The organism is Thermoflexus sp., assembly GCF_040289485.1.
GTDB lineage: Bacteria > Chloroflexota > Anaerolineae > Thermoflexales > Thermoflexaceae > Thermoflexus.
The window spans coordinates 1-16,138 of record NZ_PSLG01000020.1 but is presented as its reverse complement, the minus strand read 5'-3'; the positions used below and the strand labels follow the sequence as shown (position 1 = coordinate 16,138).

The 16,138-nt window shown below is 66.8% G+C and carries 30 protein-coding genes; all 30 read right to left on the bottom strand.

Going from position 1 to position 16,138, the window contains the following annotated elements:
* Positions 1-39 precede the first annotated feature (39 nt).
* Complete coding sequence (gene rplQ / locus C4313_RS05315; protein WP_352428831.1) at positions 40-420, bottom strand: 50S ribosomal protein L17; 381 nt, start codon at positions 418-420, stop codon at positions 40-42.
* A 2-nt stretch (positions 421-422) separates the two neighbouring features.
* Complete coding sequence (locus C4313_RS05310) at positions 423-1,400, bottom strand: DNA-directed RNA polymerase subunit alpha (protein ID WP_352428830.1); 978 nt, start codon at positions 1,398-1,400, stop codon at positions 423-425.
* Positions 1,401-1,472: 72 nt separating this feature from the next.
* Positions 1,473-2,111 (bottom strand): 30S ribosomal protein S4, encoded by a 639-nt coding sequence (gene rpsD / locus C4313_RS05305; protein ID WP_352428829.1) that lies wholly within the window; start codon positions 2,109-2,111, stop codon positions 1,473-1,475.
* 65 nt (positions 2,112-2,176) lie between these two features.
* Positions 2,177-2,563, bottom strand: coding sequence for a 30S ribosomal protein S11 (rpsK, locus tag C4313_RS05300; RefSeq protein ID WP_352428828.1), 387 nt, complete (start codon positions 2,561-2,563; stop codon positions 2,177-2,179).
* A gap of 85 nt (positions 2,564-2,648) precedes the next feature.
* Positions 2,649-3,038: a 30S ribosomal protein S13 gene (gene rpsM / locus C4313_RS05295; RefSeq protein WP_352428827.1), complete on the bottom strand. Its 390-nt coding sequence runs from the start codon at positions 3,036-3,038 to the stop codon at positions 2,649-2,651.
* 64 nt (positions 3,039-3,102) lie between these two features.
* Positions 3,103-3,216, bottom strand: a complete 114-nt coding sequence (rpmJ, locus tag C4313_RS05290) for a 50S ribosomal protein L36 (protein WP_352428826.1) — start codon at positions 3,214-3,216, stop codon at positions 3,103-3,105.
* 89 nt (positions 3,217-3,305) lie between these two features.
* A complete protein-coding gene (gene map, locus C4313_RS05285; RefSeq protein ID WP_352428825.1) occupies positions 3,306-4,142 on the bottom strand; it encodes a type I methionyl aminopeptidase in 837 nt (278 codons plus the stop codon).
* The gene (locus C4313_RS05280) at positions 4,139-4,801 is read right to left on the bottom strand and encodes an adenylate kinase (protein WP_352428849.1); all 663 of its coding nucleotides are present in this window, start codon (positions 4,799-4,801) and stop codon (positions 4,139-4,141) included. Before C4313_RS05280 ends, map begins: the two co-directional genes overlap by 4 nt.
* A 20-nt stretch (positions 4,802-4,821) precedes the next feature.
* Positions 4,822-6,126, bottom strand: a complete 1,305-nt coding sequence (gene secY / locus C4313_RS05275; protein WP_352428824.1) for a preprotein translocase subunit SecY — start codon at positions 6,124-6,126, stop codon at positions 4,822-4,824.
* Between the two features lie 84 nt (positions 6,127-6,210).
* The gene (rplO, locus tag C4313_RS05270; RefSeq protein WP_352428823.1) at positions 6,211-6,672 is read right to left on the bottom strand and encodes a 50S ribosomal protein L15; all 462 of its coding nucleotides are present in this window, start codon (positions 6,670-6,672) and stop codon (positions 6,211-6,213) included.
* Positions 6,659-6,853, bottom strand: coding sequence for a 50S ribosomal protein L30 (gene rpmD, locus C4313_RS05265; protein WP_352428822.1), 195 nt, complete (start codon positions 6,851-6,853; stop codon positions 6,659-6,661). Before rpmD ends, rplO begins: the two co-directional genes overlap by 14 nt.
* Before the next feature lie 4 nt (positions 6,854-6,857).
* Positions 6,858-7,394, bottom strand: coding sequence for a 30S ribosomal protein S5 (gene rpsE, locus C4313_RS05260; RefSeq protein ID WP_352428821.1), 537 nt, complete (start codon positions 7,392-7,394; stop codon positions 6,858-6,860).
* A 47-nt stretch (positions 7,395-7,441) separates the two neighbouring features.
* Positions 7,442-7,810 carry a 50S ribosomal protein L18 gene (gene rplR, locus C4313_RS05255; RefSeq protein WP_352428820.1) on the bottom strand — a complete coding sequence of 123 codons (369 nt, stop codon included), beginning with the start codon at positions 7,808-7,810 and terminating at the stop codon, positions 7,442-7,444.
* 49 nt (positions 7,811-7,859) lie between these two features.
* Positions 7,860-8,429: a 50S ribosomal protein L6 gene (gene rplF, locus C4313_RS05250; RefSeq protein ID WP_352428819.1), complete on the bottom strand. Its 570-nt coding sequence runs from the start codon at positions 8,427-8,429 to the stop codon at positions 7,860-7,862.
* Positions 8,430-8,456: 27 nt separating this feature from the next.
* Positions 8,457-8,867, bottom strand: a complete 411-nt coding sequence (gene rpsH, locus C4313_RS05245) for a 30S ribosomal protein S8 (protein WP_352428818.1) — start codon at positions 8,865-8,867, stop codon at positions 8,457-8,459.
* Positions 8,868-9,012: 145 nt separating this feature from the next.
* The gene (locus C4313_RS05240; RefSeq protein WP_503012450.1) at positions 9,013-9,180 is read right to left on the bottom strand and encodes a type Z 30S ribosomal protein S14; all 168 of its coding nucleotides are present in this window, start codon (positions 9,178-9,180) and stop codon (positions 9,013-9,015) included.
* Positions 9,181-9,232: 52 nt separating this feature from the next.
* Entirely contained in the window at positions 9,233-9,799 is a 567-nt protein-coding gene (rplE, locus tag C4313_RS05235) for a 50S ribosomal protein L5 (protein ID WP_352428816.1), read from the bottom strand.
* A 14-nt stretch (positions 9,800-9,813) separates the two neighbouring features.
* Positions 9,814-10,137 carry a 50S ribosomal protein L24 gene (rplX, locus tag C4313_RS05230; protein WP_352428815.1) on the bottom strand — a complete coding sequence of 108 codons (324 nt, stop codon included), beginning with the start codon at positions 10,135-10,137 and terminating at the stop codon, positions 9,814-9,816.
* A 76-nt stretch (positions 10,138-10,213) separates the two neighbouring features.
* Entirely contained in the window at positions 10,214-10,582 is a 369-nt protein-coding gene (rplN, locus tag C4313_RS05225; RefSeq protein WP_352428814.1) for a 50S ribosomal protein L14, read from the bottom strand.
* Positions 10,583-10,605: 23 nt separating this feature from the next.
* A complete protein-coding gene (gene rpsQ / locus C4313_RS05220) occupies positions 10,606-10,911 on the bottom strand; it encodes a 30S ribosomal protein S17 (protein ID WP_352428813.1) in 306 nt (101 codons plus the stop codon).
* Complete coding sequence (gene rpmC / locus C4313_RS05215; RefSeq protein WP_352428812.1) at positions 10,908-11,120, bottom strand: 50S ribosomal protein L29; 213 nt, start codon at positions 11,118-11,120, stop codon at positions 10,908-10,910. The genes rpsQ and rpmC overlap by 4 nt, the downstream gene beginning before the upstream one ends.
* A 59-nt stretch (positions 11,121-11,179) precedes the next feature.
* Entirely contained in the window at positions 11,180-11,599 is a 420-nt protein-coding gene (rplP, locus tag C4313_RS05210) for a 50S ribosomal protein L16 (protein WP_352428811.1), read from the bottom strand.
* Positions 11,600-11,602: 3 nt separating this feature from the next.
* Positions 11,603-12,295 carry a 30S ribosomal protein S3 gene (rpsC, locus tag C4313_RS05205; RefSeq protein ID WP_352428810.1) on the bottom strand — a complete coding sequence of 231 codons (693 nt, stop codon included), beginning with the start codon at positions 12,293-12,295 and terminating at the stop codon, positions 11,603-11,605.
* A gap of 53 nt (positions 12,296-12,348) precedes the next feature.
* Complete coding sequence (rplV, locus tag C4313_RS05200; RefSeq protein WP_352428809.1) at positions 12,349-12,693, bottom strand: 50S ribosomal protein L22; 345 nt, start codon at positions 12,691-12,693, stop codon at positions 12,349-12,351.
* Between the two features lie 60 nt (positions 12,694-12,753).
* Positions 12,754-13,035 carry a 30S ribosomal protein S19 gene (gene rpsS, locus C4313_RS05195; RefSeq protein ID WP_352428808.1) on the bottom strand — a complete coding sequence of 94 codons (282 nt, stop codon included), beginning with the start codon at positions 13,033-13,035 and terminating at the stop codon, positions 12,754-12,756.
* Between the two features lie 16 nt (positions 13,036-13,051).
* Positions 13,052-13,888, bottom strand: a complete 837-nt coding sequence (gene rplB / locus C4313_RS05190) for a 50S ribosomal protein L2 (protein ID WP_352428807.1) — start codon at positions 13,886-13,888, stop codon at positions 13,052-13,054.
* 57 nt (positions 13,889-13,945) lie between these two features.
* Positions 13,946-14,254 carry a 50S ribosomal protein L23 gene (gene rplW / locus C4313_RS05185; RefSeq protein WP_352428806.1) on the bottom strand — a complete coding sequence of 103 codons (309 nt, stop codon included), beginning with the start codon at positions 14,252-14,254 and terminating at the stop codon, positions 13,946-13,948.
* 30 nt (positions 14,255-14,284) lie between these two features.
* Positions 14,285-14,962, bottom strand: coding sequence for a 50S ribosomal protein L4 (gene rplD, locus C4313_RS05180; protein WP_352428805.1), 678 nt, complete (start codon positions 14,960-14,962; stop codon positions 14,285-14,287).
* Between the two features lie 26 nt (positions 14,963-14,988).
* Entirely contained in the window at positions 14,989-15,630 is a 642-nt protein-coding gene (rplC, locus tag C4313_RS05175) for a 50S ribosomal protein L3 (RefSeq protein ID WP_352428804.1), read from the bottom strand.
* Positions 15,631-15,724: 94 nt separating this feature from the next.
* Entirely contained in the window at positions 15,725-16,033 is a 309-nt protein-coding gene (gene rpsJ / locus C4313_RS05170; RefSeq protein ID WP_088571967.1) for a 30S ribosomal protein S10, read from the bottom strand.
* Positions 16,034-16,138: the final 105 nt, after the last annotated feature.

Here is a 16,138-nt window from a genome sequence, read left to right as displayed (position 1 = left end):
CACGAACCGTCACTGGCCGGCGCCCCCATGGCCCTCCGGTCAGTCCTGGACCAACTCCAGACGGGCCATGGGCGCCGCGTCCCCGCGACGGAACCCCAGTTTGTAGATCCGGGTATAGCCCCCGTTCCGATCCTTATAGCGGGGGGCGATCTCGTCGAACAGCTTCTTGACCACTTGGCGACCATACAGGCGGGCGGCCGCCAGCCGTCGGGCAGCCACCTGGCGGGCCGGGTTCGGATCCTCCAGGGCGCGCTTGGCCAAGGTGATCAGTTTCTCTGCATAGGCCTGGACGAACTCCGCCTTGGCCTCGGTGGTCTCGATGGCCCCGTGCAGGAACAACTGGGTGGCCAGGTTGCGGGCCAGGGCCTCCCGATGATCCTTGTCCCGGCTGAGGGTCTTCCCCGCCACGCGATGACGCATCGTCAGGCCTCCTCCATTTCCTCGGCCGGCTGCAGATCCTCAGGCCGCAGGAAGCCCCGCTCGATCAGCCGCTCCCGCAACTCCTCCAGGGACTTGGCGCCGAAATTGCGGATGGAGAGCAAGGCCTCCTCGCCCCGATGGAAGAGCTCCAACACCTGGCCCACGTTGGTGATGCCCGCCCGACGCAACGGGTTCAAGACCCGGGCGCTGAGCTCCAGGCTTTCGAGGGACGTCTCGTAGGCGTGGGGCGGGATCATCGCCCGAGGCGCCGCCGGCGGCGCCTCCACTTCCTCCGGGCCCACGAACTCCGAGATCAGGGAGAAGTGCTGGACGAGGAGGCGCGCCGCCTCGATCAGGGCCTCCTTGGGCCCGATGGTCCCATCGGTCCCGATCTCCAGCACCAGCCGGTCGTAGTTGGTCCGCTGCCCCACCCGGGCCCGATCGACCTCGAAGGTGCACCGGCGGATCGGGCTGAAGATGGCATCGACGGGGATCTCCCCGATGGGCAGCCGGCCGCGCTCCTCGGCAGGGGAGTAGCCACGCCCCCGCTCCACCATCATCTCGATCTCCAGCCGCGTCCGGTCATCGTCCACGGTGAACAGGTAGAGATCGGGGTTGACGATCTCCACCTCCGGAGGGCACTGGATGTCGGCGGCCGTCACCACCCCCTCGCCGGCCACCTCCAGCCGCAGGCGCACCGGGCCGTCCCCGTAGAGCTTCATCCGGAGCTGCTTGATGTTCAAGATGATCTGGACCACATCCTCCCGGACGCCCGGGATGGTGGAGAACTCGTGATGCACATCGGTGATCCGGATGCTGGTGACCGCCGCGCCGGGCAGCGAACTCAGCAGCACCCGTCGCAGGGCGTTCCCGATGGTAACCCCATAGCCCTGCTCCAGGGGACTGATGACGAACCGGCCGTAGGATTGGGTCAGGATCTCGGCCTCGACTTTCGGGAAAACCAGCGTCACACCCGCCACAAAGGCCTCCTTTGCGGATCCCCTCCGGGCCCCCGAAACCGGCGGGCCCCGTGGTCGATCCCTCCGTCAGGATCAGCGCGAATAGAACTCAACGATCAGATGCTCCTGCACCCGCGTATCGATCTCCTCCCGCACCGGCAGGCGCAAGACCTGGCCGGAGAGGTCCTGGGGGTTCAGCTGCAGCCACGGCGGCGGGCGGTGCCCCTCCAGGCGCTCCGCGATCTCCTTGAAATAGTCCTTCTCCCGGCTGCTGTCCCGAACCCGGATGACGTCCCCGGGCTTGACCAAATAGGACGGGATATCGACCTTGCGCCCGTTCACCTCGAAATGGCCGTGGCGGACCAGTTGCCGGGCCTGGGCCCGCGAGGAAGCGAACCCCAGCCGATAGACCACGTTGTCCAGGCGGCGCTCCAGCAGGATCAACAACAGGGCGCCGGTCATCCCCCGGGCCCGCTGGGCGATGGCAAAGTAGCGCCGGAACTGGCGCTCCAGGACCCCATAGATCCGCCGCAGTTTCTGCTTCTCCCGCAACTGCAGCCCGTAATCCGACGGGCGGCTCCGGCGGAACTGCAACTCCCGGCCGTGCTGGCCCGGGGGATAGTTGCGCCGCTCGATGGCGCACTTGGGCGAGAAACAGCGCTCCCCTTTCAGATAGAGCTTCTCCCCTTCTCGACGGCACAACCGGCAAACCGGTCCGATATAGCGAGCCATCGTTCCTCCTCACTAGGTATCTCTTCAAACCTCTCGCAAGCCTTGCGGGAAGCCCCTCCCCACCCTCACACGCGGCGCTTGGAGGGCGGCTTGCACCCGTTGTGGGGGATCGGCGTCACGTCGGTGATCGAGCGGATCTTCAAACCCATAGCGTGCAGCGCCCGCAGGGCCGCCTCGCGGCCAGGCCCCGGGCCGTTGATGAAGACGTCGATCTCCCGCACCCCCATGTCCATCGCCTTGCGGGCCACCTGCTCGGCCGCCAGGCGGGCCGCGTAGGGCGTGCTCTTCTTGGACCCTTTGTATCCAATGGTCCCACCGCTGGCCCACGTCAGCGTGTCCCCGTTCGGATCGGTCACCGTGACGATGGTGTTGTTGAAGGTGGCGTGGATGTAGACGTGGGCCCGGGTCACGTTCCTGCGGACCTTGCGGCCTCCCTTGGATCCTCGCGCCATCGGTCTTCCCCCTCCTCGTCGTCCGATCCGGATGGTCCCGCCCCCGGCGCGCCCCCAGGCCCGCGCGGGGGCGGGGCGTTCGCGATCACTTCTTCTTGGCGCCGCGCTTGCGGCCGCGGCCGGGCACCGTCTTCCGCGGCCCCTTGCGGGTGCGGGCGTTGGTGCGCGTGCGCTGCCCCCGCACCGGCAGATTCATCTTGTGGCGGAGGCCGCGGTAGCACCCGATGTCGATCAGGCGTTTGATGTTCATGGCGATCTCCCGCCGCAGATCGCCCTCCACCTTGTAGTTCCGCTCGATGGTCTCCCGCAACAGGTTGACCTCGCTCTCCGTGAGGTCCTTCACCCGCTTGTCCGGGTTCACACCCGTCTGCTGAAGGATCCTCTTGGCGAGCGAGCGCCCGATGCCGAAGATATAGGTGAGGGCGATCTCGACCCGCTTGTCGCGGGGCAGCTCCACACCAGCGATCCGTGCCATCCTGCGCTCCCCCCGAGGCCGAGGCTTGGATCAGAACTGCATAACGCGGCGGCGCCGGGGCGACCTACCCCTGCCGCTGCTTGTGCTTAGGGTTCTCGCAGATCACCCGGACGATCCCCTTGCGCCGCACGATCTTGCACTTCGGGCACCGCTTGCGCACCGAGGGCGTCACCTTCATCCTTCCCCCCGTTGGTCCTCCATGGGATCGCACAGGCCTTTATTTTACCAGGATGACCGCCATTCCTCCACTTCCGGGACGACCCCCGCCTAGCCTCCCAGGCGCGGGTCATCCTCCACGGCGGTCAAGATGATGGGGTCCCCTTCGGTGATGGCGATGGTGTGCTCAAAGTGGGCGGTCAGGCTGCCGTCCAGCGTCACCACCGTCCATCCGTCCTCCAGGATGCGCGTCCGCCAGTCCCCCATCGTCACCATCGGCTCAATGGCCAAGGTCATCCCAGGCCGTAGCACCAGGCCCCGACCGGGCTGGCCCCGGTTGATGAAGGACGGGGGCTCGTGGAGGGACCGGCCGATACCGTGGCTGGTGAACTCGCGGGCCACCTGGAAGCCCTGGGACTCCACGGTGTGCTGGATCGCCCACTGGATGTCGCCCAGGCGCCGCCCGGCCCGGGCCTGGGCGATGGCCGCCCACAGCGCGGCCTCGGTCACCTCCAGCAAGCGCCGGGCCTCCGGCGAGACCCGACCGACGGGCAGGGTGATGGCGGCATCAGCGTAATAGCCCCGGAAGTTCACCCCCACGTCGATGCTGATCAGGTCGCCCTCCCTCAGGCGGTAAGGGCCCGGGATCCCGTGGACCAGAACGTGATTGACCGACGTGCAGAGGGTGGCCGGATACGGTGGCCCTCCTTCATCCCTCATGCTGGGATAGCCCTTGAAGGCAGGGATCCCGCCCCGACGGCGGATGTAATCCTCGGCCCAGCGGTCGAGTTCCGCCGTGGAGACGCCGGGCTGGACCATGGTCCGCATGGCCGAGAGGACCTCGGCCACGATGCGGCCGGCCTCCCGCATCAGCCGCAGCTCCTCTTTCGTCTTAAGCCGGATCCCGGCCACGGGACGGCCCGCCCGGGACACCACCCGTGCGCTCATCCGTCCACCGCCCTCCGCACCGCGATGGCCTGCATCAGGGCTTCGGTCACCTCGGGGATCGGCCGCTCCCCGTCGATCTCCACCAGCAAGCCCCGTTCCCGATAAAACGAGACCAGCGGCGCCGTCTGCTCCTGGTAGACTTGGATCCGCCGGCGCTGGACCTCCTCGGTGTCATCCTCCCGCTGGTACAGCGGGCCGCGGTCCAGGTCACAACGGCCCGGCAGGCGGGGCGGGTTGAACTCGACATGATAAACCGCCCCGCACGTCCGACAGGTCCAACGGCCGGCCAGCCGCCGGAGCAGAAGATCCTCCCGCACCCGGATGTAGAGGACCGCGGTCAACGAGCGCCCCATCGACGTCAGAAGGTCATCCAAGGCACGGGCCTGCGCCGGGGTACGGGGGAACCCGTCCAGGATCACCCCCTCCCGACAATCGGGCTGCTCCAGACGCTCGCGGATCATGCCGATGGTCACATCGTCCGGAACCAGCTCCCCGCGGTCCATGTACTGCCGGGCCAGTTGTCCCAGCGGCGTCTGACGATGCAGGTGGTCCCGGAAGAGATCGCCGCTGGCCACATGCGGGATGCCCAGGCGCTGGCTGAGGATCTTCGCCTGGGTCCCCTTCCCCGCTCCCGGAGGGCCCAACAGCACCAGATCGATGGGCATGGGCCGGCCGTCCCTCAGCGGATGAAGCCTTCGTAGTGGCGCATCACCAACTGGGCCTCCAGTTGCCGCATCGTGTCCAGGACCACGCCGACGACGATGAGGAGGGCCGCGCTGCTGAAGAGCAGCACGTTGGTCTGCAACACGGCCCGGACCGGCCACGGCAGGATGGCCAGGACGCCCAGGAACAGCGCCCCCACGAACGTGATGCGGCGGGAGATCCGGGTGATGTATTGCTCCGTGGCCTTCCCGGGCCGGATCCCCGGGATGAACCCGCCTTGCTTCTGGAGGGTGTCTGCCAGGTTCATCTGCTGCAGCATCACGTCGGTGTAAAAGTAAGTGAAAGCCACCACGGTGATGAAATACATCGGCCAGTAGATGTCGTGGAAGCCTGAGAAGACGCTGACGATGGTGTTGGCCACCCCGGCGACGATCGGATTGCTCGAATATTGGAAGAACTGGGCGATGATGGCCGGGAAGGCCAGGACGGACTGGGCCAGGATAAGGGGGATCATCCCCGCCATGTTGACCCGCAACGGGATGTACGTGCTGCCGCCCCCGTAGATGCGGTGGCCCCGCACCCGGCGTCCATACTGAACCGGGATGCGCCGCTGGCCTTCCTGGATGAACACGATGGTGGCCACCGTGATCACCGTCAGGGCCAGGAACGCCAGGATGCCCAGGGTGCCGTTGCTGGTCCAGATCTGAGCCAGGTTGTAAGGCGCCCGGGCCACGATCCCCCCGAAAATGATCAGGGACAACCCGTTGCCGATCCCCTGCTCGGTGATCAACTGGCCCAGCCAGATGGCGAACATGGTCCCCGCCGTCATGGTCAAGATCACCGTGAAGGTGGGGAGCAATTGGTGAGGGGCGAAGCCGAAATTGGGCAGCACCGCACGGCCCGGCGCGCTGAGCAGGTTGGCCTGGCCGATGGCGTAAAGGGCCGCCAAGGGGACGGTCAGAAAATAAGTGTATTGCTCGATCTTGCGGCGGCCCTCCGTGCCCCCCTCTTTGGCCAGCCGTTCCAGTTGCGGGATCACCGGCACCAGCAACTGGAGGATGATGGAGGCCGTGACATATGGGTAAACCCCCATCGCCATGATCGAGAAGTTGGCGATGGCGCCCCCCGAGAGCAGATCCAGGATAATGTAGAGCTGGCCGGCGGCCGTGGTGCCCTGGAGGAGTTGCTGCAACGCCATCCGATCCACCCCAGGCACCGGGATGTGGGCCGCCAGGCGGTAGATGGCCAAGATGAGCAAAGTATATAAGATCTTGCGCCGGAGATCCGGCAGATGCCAGGCGTTCCGCAACGCGTCCAGCATGGGCCCTCCTCAGAAAATCCCCAAAGACACTGGCCCGGAGGTCAGCACACACCGGCCCGGCGTCCCGGGCGGCTTCGCTGCCTCTCAGGCCCGGGCGAGAACGATGGCCTGCCCGCCGGCGGCCTCAATCTTGGCCCGCGCTGAGGCGGAGAACCGATGGGCCTTGACGATCAGCGGGCGGTCGAGCTCCCCATCCCCCAGGATCACCACCGGCTCCTCCGGGTCCCGCAACAGCCCGGCCTGGGCCAGGGTCAGCGGGGTCACCTCGCTGTGCGGGGGGAAGCGGGTGAGTTGCCCCACGTTCACCGGCTGGTAAACCACCTTCTCCACCAGGGTGAAACCTTCCCCTCGGGCCTTGGGTAGGCGGCGGACCAGAGGGGTTCGCCCGCCCTCAAAGTACGGGGGCATCTTACGGTCCCCGGAGCGGGACTTCTGGCCTTTCCGGCCCCGGCCGGCGTAGGTCCCGTGGCCGGATCCCAGGCCCCGGCCCACCCGCTTTCGCTCCTTCTTCGATCCCGGCGCCGGCTTGAGTTCATGCAGCTTCACGCTCCACCTCCTCCACCCGAACCAGGTGGCTGACCTTATCCAGCATCCCTCGCACCACCGGCGTGTCCGGCCATTCCACTACATCGTTCACATAGCGCAGTCCCAGGGTGCGCAGCGTCCGCCGCTGCCGCTGGGAGTAACCGATGGGGCTACGCACCAGTGTGATCCGCAGCCTTCGCATGCCCTCATGTGGCTTCATGGCGCTTCCGGCTCCATGGCGGCATGACTTCCGCGACAGGCTTGCCCCGGATCTGGGCGATCTCCTCCGGGGAGCGCAGCATCTCCAGCCCCTTCATTGTGGCGTAAACCACGTTGACCGGGTTGGTGCTCCCCAGGATCTTGGTCAGCACGTCCCGGATCCCGGCCGCCTCCAGGACGGCCCGCACGCCGCCGGCGGCGATCACGCCGGTCCCGGGGGAAGCCGGCTTGAGAACCAGCCGGGTGGCCCCGAACTTCACCACCACCGGATGGGGAATGGTGGTGCCCAGGAGGGGGATCTTTTTCATGTTGCGGCGGGCTCGCTCGGTGGCCTTGCGCATGGCCTCGGGGACCGCCCGGGCCTTCCCGATGCCGACCCCCACCCGGCCGTGGCGATCGCCGACCACAGCGACCACCCGGAAGGAGAACGAGCGCCCGCCTTTGTGGACCTTCGCCACCCGGGCGATGTCCACGATGCGCTCTTCATATTCCATCCCTACAGGGATTTCTTGGAACTCAGCCATCGTCACCTCGCTGGCGTTCGGGATCGGATCCGAGGGGACCGGCGGGCCTAGAACTCCAGACCGGCCTCGCGGGCGGCCTCGGCTAGGGCCTTCACCCGGCCATGGTATTTATAGCCGCCCCGGTCGAAGACCACCTTGCGGATCCCCTTGGCCAGGGCCCGTTGGGCGATCAACTGCCCCACCCGACGGGCCTTCTCCGTCTTGGTCAGCCCATCCAACTGCCCGCGCAGCGCCGGATCCAGGGTGGAGGCGGCCGCCAAGGTGATCCCCTTGGTGTCGTCGATGATCTGCGCGTAGATATGCTTCAGGCTTCGGAAGACCGAAAGCCTCGGCCGCTCCGGCGTCCCGAAGACCTTCTTGCGGACGCGCAGATGCCGACGTCGACGCCCTTCGTCTCGCGGGTGCTCCCAACTCATCGGAAAGCGCCTCCTGGGGGGCCAGGATTATATCCCTGGCCTCAGAAGTTCATTTCGCCTTGCCGGCCTTCCCGGCCTTGCGGCGGATCGGCTCGTCCTCCCAATGATCGCCCTTCCAGTAGGTGTAACGGATCCCCTTGCCCTTGTAGGGCTCCGGCGGGCGCAGGGCGCGGATCTTGGCTGCCACCTGGCCCACCTGCTCCTTATCGATGCCCGACACCGTGATGATCCGATCGCGGGTGTTTACCTCGAAGGTGATCCCCTCCGGGGGCTCCACGATGATGGGATGGGAGTAGCCCAGGTAAAGGACGATGGCCTTCCCCATGGGCTCCGCCCGGTAGCCCACGCCCTCGATGCGGAGATGCTGCTGGAAGCCCTGGGTGACCCCCACGACCATGTTCGCCAACAAGGCCCGGGTCAGCCCATGGAGGGCCTTGTGCATACGGTCATCCGAGGGCCGGCGCACCACCAGATGGCCGTCCTCCAGGGAGATCTGCATCGAGGGATGGAACGTCCGGGAAAGCGTCCCCTTCGGCCCGGTGACCGTCACCGTGGACCCCTCGATGCGCACCTGCACCCCGGGGGGGATCGGGATGGGCTTTTTCCCTACGCGCGACACGGTTCCCTCCTCCGCTCCTCGCCCTGTTCACCAGACGTAACAGATCACCTCGCCGCCGACGCCCAGGCGACGGGCTTGCTTGTCGGTCATGATGCCCTTGGGTGTGGACAGGATGGCGATCCCCATCCCGCTCATCACCAGGGGGATGTCCTCCTTCCCGACGTATATCCGTCGGCCCGGCTTGCTCACCCGCTTCAGCCCGGAGATGGCCGGCTTGCGGAAACGACGCTCCCCGATGTATTTCAGTTTGATGACCAGCTTCGGCTGGGGCCGATCGCCGGTCACCTCGTAATCCTCAATGTAACCCTCCTCCTTGAGGACCCGCGCGATGGCCACCTTGATCTTAGAGCTCGGGATGGCCACCCGGCTGTGCCCCACCATGGAGGCGTTTCGGATGCGGGTGAGCATGTCGGCGATCGGATCCGTCACCGCGCTCATCGTCTTCGCTCCTGTCCAGATCTTCACCATCGAGGTTCAACACCCTTTCCCCCGGCGTCGCCGGGAAGATGAACCCGCTCGGGCGACGGCGAACCGACCTCCCCGCGGGTCCCGCCCCGGGCCACAGGGCGCCGCCTCCGGGCCCTCACCAACTGGCCTTGCGGACGCCCGGGATCAACCCCTGGAGGGCGAGCTCCCGGAAGCAGATGCGGCACAGCGCGAACCGTCGGATGAAGGCGCGGGGCCGACCGCACCGCCGGCACCGGTTCCGCACCCGCACCTTATATTTGCGCCGCATCTCCCGGTAGATCATACACTTGCGCGCCACAGCGTCCTCCCGTCCGGATCGATGGTCCGACGATCCATCAGCCCTTGCGGAACGGCATGCCCAGCAGTTCCAGCAGCCGCCGCGCCTCGGCATCGGTCTTGGCCGTGGTGACGATGGTGATCTCCATCCCCCGCACCTTGTCGATCTGGCTGTAATCGATCTCCGGCCAGACCAGCTGCTCCCGGAGCCCCAGGGTGTAATTGCCCCGCCCGTCAAAAGAGTTCGGGGAGACGCCGCGGAAATCCCGGATGCGTGGGAGCGCCACGTTGAACAGCCGGTCCAGGAAGGCCCACATCCGGTCCCCTCGCAAAGTGACCTTCACCCCGATGGGGCGACCCGCCCGCAGCTTGAAGGCGGCGATGGATTTGCGGGCCTTGGTCACCAAGGGCTTCTGGCCGGTGATGGTGGCGATGTTCTGGACGGCGTAATCCAGGGCCTTGGGGTTGGTGACCGCCTCCCCCACCCCCACGTTCACCACCACCTTCCAGACGCGGGGGACCTCCATGATGTTTCGGTAGCCGAACTCCCGCATCAGGATCGGCCGCACCTCCTCCAGGTAACGTTGTTTCAGGCGTGGGACCACCTTCGCGGCTGTCTCCGCCATCCCCAGCCTCCCCCTCAGATGAAGGTCGCCTGGCACTTTTTGCACTGCCGGACCTTCCGCCCGCTCGGCTCGACGGTGAAGCCGACGCGGGTGGGGCGGTTGCATTTCGGGCAGATCAACATGACGTTGGAAATGTGGATGGGGGCCTCAAACGCGATGATCCCCCCCACCTGGCTCCGGCCGGTGGGCCGTGGGCGCTGATGCTTTTTGACGATGTTGACCCCGGAGACCACCACACGCCCCTCCTTCGGAAGCACCCGCAGCACCTCTCCCTGGGCGCCCCGGTCGTCCCCGGCGATCACCAGAACCTTGTCCCCTTTCTTGATCTTCGCCGCCATACAGAGGCCACCTCCCTCGGCTGACGCGGGATTCAACCGCCTCGATCCAGCCCTCCGCCGCTGCCCCGACCCCCGCTCACAGCACCTCCGGGGCCAGGGAGATGATCTTGGTGAAGCCCTTCTCCCGCAGCTCCCGGGCCACCGGGCCGAAGATCCGCGTCCCTTTCGGGTTGCCGAACTCGTCCAGGATCACCGCGGCGTTGTCGTCGAAGCGGATGGTGGAGCCATCGGAACGGCGATATTCCTTGGCCGTGCGCACGATGACGGCGCGGACGATCTCGCCCTTCTTCACGGTGGCGGTGGGGATGGCCTCCTTGACGGTGGCCACCACCACATCGCCCACGTATCCGTAACGACGATAGGATCCCCCCAGCACGCGGATGACCAGGATCTCCCGCGCCCCGGTGTTGTCGGCCACTTTGAGACGGGTCTCCTGTTGGATCATGGGTCGCGCCTCCTTCGTTTCCCCTATTCGGCCAGGATCTCCTCACCGGGCAGCCGCTCCGGGACCGGTTCCAGGGGCCTCTGGGCCCGCTCCAGGATCGCCTCGACGATCCAGCGCTTGCGCCGGCTGAGGGGGCGGGACTCGACGATCTGCACCAGGTCGCCCATGCGGGCCAGGTTGCCCTCGTTGTGGGCCATGAACTTGCGGCGGCGCCGGATCACCTTGCCGTAGAGCGGGTGGCGCACCAGCTCCTCCACCGTCACCACCACCGTCTTGTCCATCTTGTCGCTGGTCACGCGCCCGATGAACCGCTTCCGCTGGTCCTTCATCGCCCACCTCCCCGGGCCAGTTCGCGCTCCCGCAGGATGGTCAGCATCCGCGCGATGTCCTTGCGCAAGGCACGGATGCGGTTGGGGTTCTTGAGCTGGCCCATCACCCACTGGATGCGTAAGTGAAACAGCTCCCGCCGGGCCTGCTCCAGGCGGCTCCGGATCTCCTCATCGGACCAGTTCCGTATCTCCTCAGGACGAAGGGCCACGGCTTCCTCCTGGCGTTGAGAACAGCGTCCATGGGCCGGGGCTCAGGGGCCCCGTCCGGCTACGCTCCCATCTCCTCCGCGGTGACGATCTGGGTGCGGATGGGCAGTTTGTAAGAGGCCTGTCGGAGCGCCTCGTGGGCGACCTCCGGGCTCACGCCGCCGATCTCGAACAGGATGCGGCCGGGCCGCACCACCGCCACCCAGTGATCGACGTTCCCCTTCCCCTTGCCCATGCGGGTCTCGGCCGGCTTCCGGGTCACCGGCTTGTCCGGGAACACCCGGATCCAATATTTGCCACGCTGGCGCAGGAAGCGGACGATGGTGCGCCGGGCGGCCTCGATCTGGCGGGCGGTGAGCCAGCAGGGCTCCAGGGCCTGCAGCCCGTATTCCCCGAAGGCCAGTTCGACGCCCCGGGTCTCCTTGCCCTTCATACGCCCCCGCATCTGCTTCCGGTATTTGACGCGCTTGGGCATCAACATCGCTCAGCCTCCTCGCTGGGCCGAGGTCACCCGGGCGACCATCTCCGCCGTCTGCTGGACGTAGGCGCCCGGCTCCGTATCCCCCCGGTAGATCCACACCTTCACCCCGATCTTGCCCCACTTGGTGATGGCCTCTGCCAGGGCGTAATCGATGTCCGCCCGCAGGGTGTTGCGGGGCACGCGCCCTTCCATCAGGGTCTCGGTGCGGGCCATCTCGGCCCCCCCCAGCCGGCCGGAGACCGTGATGCGGATCCCCTTGGCCCCCGCCCGCATGGCCTGCTGGATGGCCCGCTTCATCGCCCGGGCGTGGCTGACCCGCTTCTCGATCTGCTGGGCGATGCTCTCGGCGACGATGGCCGCCTCCAGTTCGGGCCGGGGGACCTCGACGATCTCCACCCGGGCCTTTTTGCCGGTCATCTCCTCAATGGCCTGGCGCAGTTGCTTGATCCCCAGGCCCCGGCGGCCGATCACGATGCCCGGGCGCGCCGCGTGGATGTACAGGTTGATCTGCTTGGGGAACCGCTCGATCTCGATGCGGGCGATCCCGGCCTCCTTCAGTTGCTCCTTGACAAACTGGCGGATCCGCAGGTCCTCATGGAGCAACTCCACATACTCGCGGCCCTCGGCATACCAGCGGGCCAGCCAGTTCTTCGTGATACCCAAACGGAAGCCGATCGGATGCACTTTGCGGCCCAAGATGACCTCCTCCTCGGCGGGTTGCCCCCTCGGCCATCAGCCTCCCGAGACCCTCACCGAGCCCGCTCCTCCAGGACCACGGTGAGATGGGTGGTCCGCTTGAGGATGGGACGGACACGGCCACGGGCAGCGAAGCGGACCCGTTTGTATCGCGGGCCGTCATCGGCCCGGATGTCCGCCACATACAGATCCGCGGGCGAGAGGCCGAAGTTGTTCTCGGCGTTGGCCATCGCCGAGCGGATCAGTTTCTCGACATAACGGGCGGCCTTTTTGGGCGTGAACCGAAGGACGCTCAACGCCTCCTCCGCCCGCATCCCCTTGACCAGGTTGCAGACCAGGCGTGCCTTATACGGCGAGATCCGGATGTAACGGGCTACGGCTCGAACCCGGTTGGCCATCGCAATCCCCCCACGCACTGTGCAAACCGTTTCGATCCCCGCCACCGGGCGGGCCAGGGCTCAGCGCACCCCGGTCTTCTTCTCCTTCACCGTGTGGCCCCGGTAGGTCCGCGTCGGCGCGAACTCCCCCAGGCGATGGCCGACCATCTGCTCGGTGATGTAGATGGGCACATGGCGGCGCCCGTCGTGGACGGCGATGGTGTGGCCGACCATCTGCGGGAAGATCACCGAGGCGCGAGACCAGGTCCGGATGACCCGCTTCTCGCCCCGGCGGTTCAGCTCCTCGATCTTCTTCAAGAGCTTCGGGTCGCAATAGGGTCCCTTCTTCAGGGAACGGGACATCGCCGATCACCTCCCCTCAGGCCTTCTTCTGGCGTCGCTGGATGATGTATTTATCGGTCGCCTTGTTGCGGCGGGTCTTCTTGCCCAGGGCGTGCTTGCCCCATGGGGTCTTCGGATAGGGCAGGCCGATGGGCGTGCGGCCCTCGCCGCCGCCATGCGGATGATCCCGGGGCGACATCGCCGAGCCGCGGACGGTGGGTCGGATCCCCAGCCAGCGCTTGCGCCCGGCCTTGCCCAGTTTGATGTTGGCGTGCTCCAGGTTGCCCACCTGGCCGATGGTGGCATAGCACTCCAGGCGGACCTTGCGGATCTCCCCCGAGGGCAGGCGCAGGATGGCATAGCCCTCCTCCTTGCCCAGCAACTGGGCCGCCGCGCCCGCCGCCCGGGCCAGTTGCCCCCCATGCCCGGGATACAGTTCCACGTTGTGCACCAGCGTCCCCACCGGGATGTTGGCCAGGGGCAGGGCGTTGCCCACCTTGATCTCCGCCTGCGGCCCGCTCATGACGATGTCTCCCACCTGCAGGCCCAGGGGGGCCAAGATGTAGCGCTTCTCCCCGTCCGCATATTGCAGCAAGGCGATCCGGGCCGTGCGGTTGGGATCGTACTCGATGCTGATCACCCTCGCCGGGATCCCCTCCTTATCCCGGCGCTTGAAATCGATGATCCGGTAAAGGCGCTTGTGGCCGCCGCCCCGGTGGCGCACGGTGATGCGCCCCTGGAAGTTCCGCCCCGCGTGCTTTTTCAAAGGGACGACCAGGGACTTCTCCGGCTCGTCCTTGGTGATCTCCTCGAAGGTGTAACCGGTCGCGTTGCGGCGGCCGGGTGTCGTCGGCTTGTAGACCTTGATCCCCATCGTCCTCCTCCACCTGCCTGAGAGATCCCGCCCCTCGCCCTCCGGCCCGACCCGTTGTCAGACCTCGAAGAGGTCGATGCGCTGGCCGGGGGCGAGCCGGACGATGGCCTTCTTCCAGCCCGGGCGGCGCACCACCTGCTTGGGCTTGCTGCTCAGGATCCGCGCCCGCCAATCCCGCCGGCGTTTGGCCGGGACGTTGATGATCCGCACGTCCACCACGCGGACGTTGAAGATGGCCTCCACCGCCCGCTTGACCTGCTGGCGGTTGGCCCGCGGATCGACCTCGAAGACGTATTGGCCCATCTCCTTGAGCATCGTTGTCTTTTCGGTGATGATGGGCCGCTTGATCACCTCATACAGGTCCATGGCCGGCTCCCCCGCTCCAGGCTCCAGGCCTCAGGCCGCCGACGCCGCCTCGGCCGGCGGCAGGGCGAACTTCTTGCGAACGACCGGTCGCGTCAGCCAATCCTCGATCACCGCGAGGGCATCCCTCGGGATGATCAGGGTCTCGTATTTGAAAAGATCGCGGATGTTCAGACACATGGCGTGCAGATAGGCCACGTTGGGCAGGTTGCGCACCGCCCGCTTCACGTTCTCGTTGGGACCAGCCAGCAGGATCAGGGCGCTCTTGCCCACCGGCAGCCGCTCCAAAACCTCCTTCATCAGACGGGTGCGCGGCTCCGGCAGCTCCAGCCGGTCCAGGACCAGGATCTGCCCCTCACGGGACTTGGCCGAGAGGGCCGAGCGCAGGGCCGCGCGACGCATCTTCTTGGGCATCTTCTGCTCGTAACTGCGCGGCCGCGGCCCGAAGACCACCCCGCCGTGATACCAATGAGGGGCTCCCCGGTCGCCCTGACGGGCCCGTCCGGTGTGCTTCTGAGGCCACATCTTGCGGCCGCTGTAATGCACCTCCCCCCGCGTCTTGGTCTTGTGGGTGCCCAACCGGGCATTGGCCAGCTGCCGGACCAGCGCCTGATGCATCAACGGGATGTGGATGGGCGCCTCGAAGACCTCCGGACGCAACTCCACCTCGCCCACCTGCTGGCCTTCCATGTTCCAGACTGGAACCCGCATCGTCGTCCTCCTCCACCCCAGCCCGCTCAGTAGGGCCGCTTGGCCTGTCGGATGATCACCAGCCCGCCCCGGGGGCCGGGCACAGCGCCTTTCAAGGCGATCAGATGCCGCTCCGGATCCACCCACACCACCTGAAGGTTGCGGACGGTGACCCGCTCGTTCCCGTAATGGCCGGCCATCCGCTTCCCCTTGACCACCCGGCCCGGATCCGTATTGGTGCCGATGGAGCCGGGGGCCCGCCACCGGTCGGACTGGCCGTGGGTCTTGGGCTGCCCGGAGAAGCCGTGGCGCTTGATAACCCCCGCAAAGCCGCGCCCCTTCGAGCGGCCGATCACATCCACCCGCTCCCCGGGGGAGAAGATCGAGACGGTCAGGACCTGGCCCTCGTGGTATTGGGCGAGGGCCTCCGGGCCGGGCAGGCGGATCTCCCGCAAGACGCGCAGGGGGGGCAGATGGCGCTTGACCAAATGCCCCAACTCCCCCTGGGTCAGCCGCCGCGGCCGGGTCTCCTCAAACCCCAACTGGATAGCCGCATAGCCATCCCGCTCGGGGGTCCGCAGTTGCGTCACATAGCACGGACCGGCCCGCAGGACGGTCACCGGGACCACCTCGCCCTGCTCGTTGAACATCTGCGTCATTCCGATTTTGCGGGCAATCAACCCCTTCATGGATCTCCCTCCCCGGGGACTGGTCGCCCCAACAGGCCCATCATCCCCTCGTTGCGAAAAAGATCGCTCCGGGCCGCCGGCGTTGGAGACGGCCTCAGATCTTGATCTCGATGTCCACGCCCGCCGGGAGGTTCAGACGCATCAATTGGTCGATGGTCTTCGGATCCGGATCCAGCACGTCGATCAACCGCTTGTGGGTCCGGATCTCGAAGTGCTCCTGGGAGTCCTTATCGATGAACGGCGAGCGGATGACGGTGAACCGCTCCCGCTTGGTGGGAAGCGGGATGGGGCCGATCACCCGGGCGCCGGTGCGCTCCGCCACCTCCACGATGCGGCGGGCCGACTCGTCCAGGATCCGATGATCGTAGGCCTTCAAACGGATGCGCAACCGTTGCTTGGCCATCCCCCTCCACCTGTCATCGAACTCGGGGACCTCACCGCAGCCCCTGGGCGGTCCAGGGGGTTTAGTCTAGGATTTTGGTGACGACGCCGGCGCCGACGGTCAGCC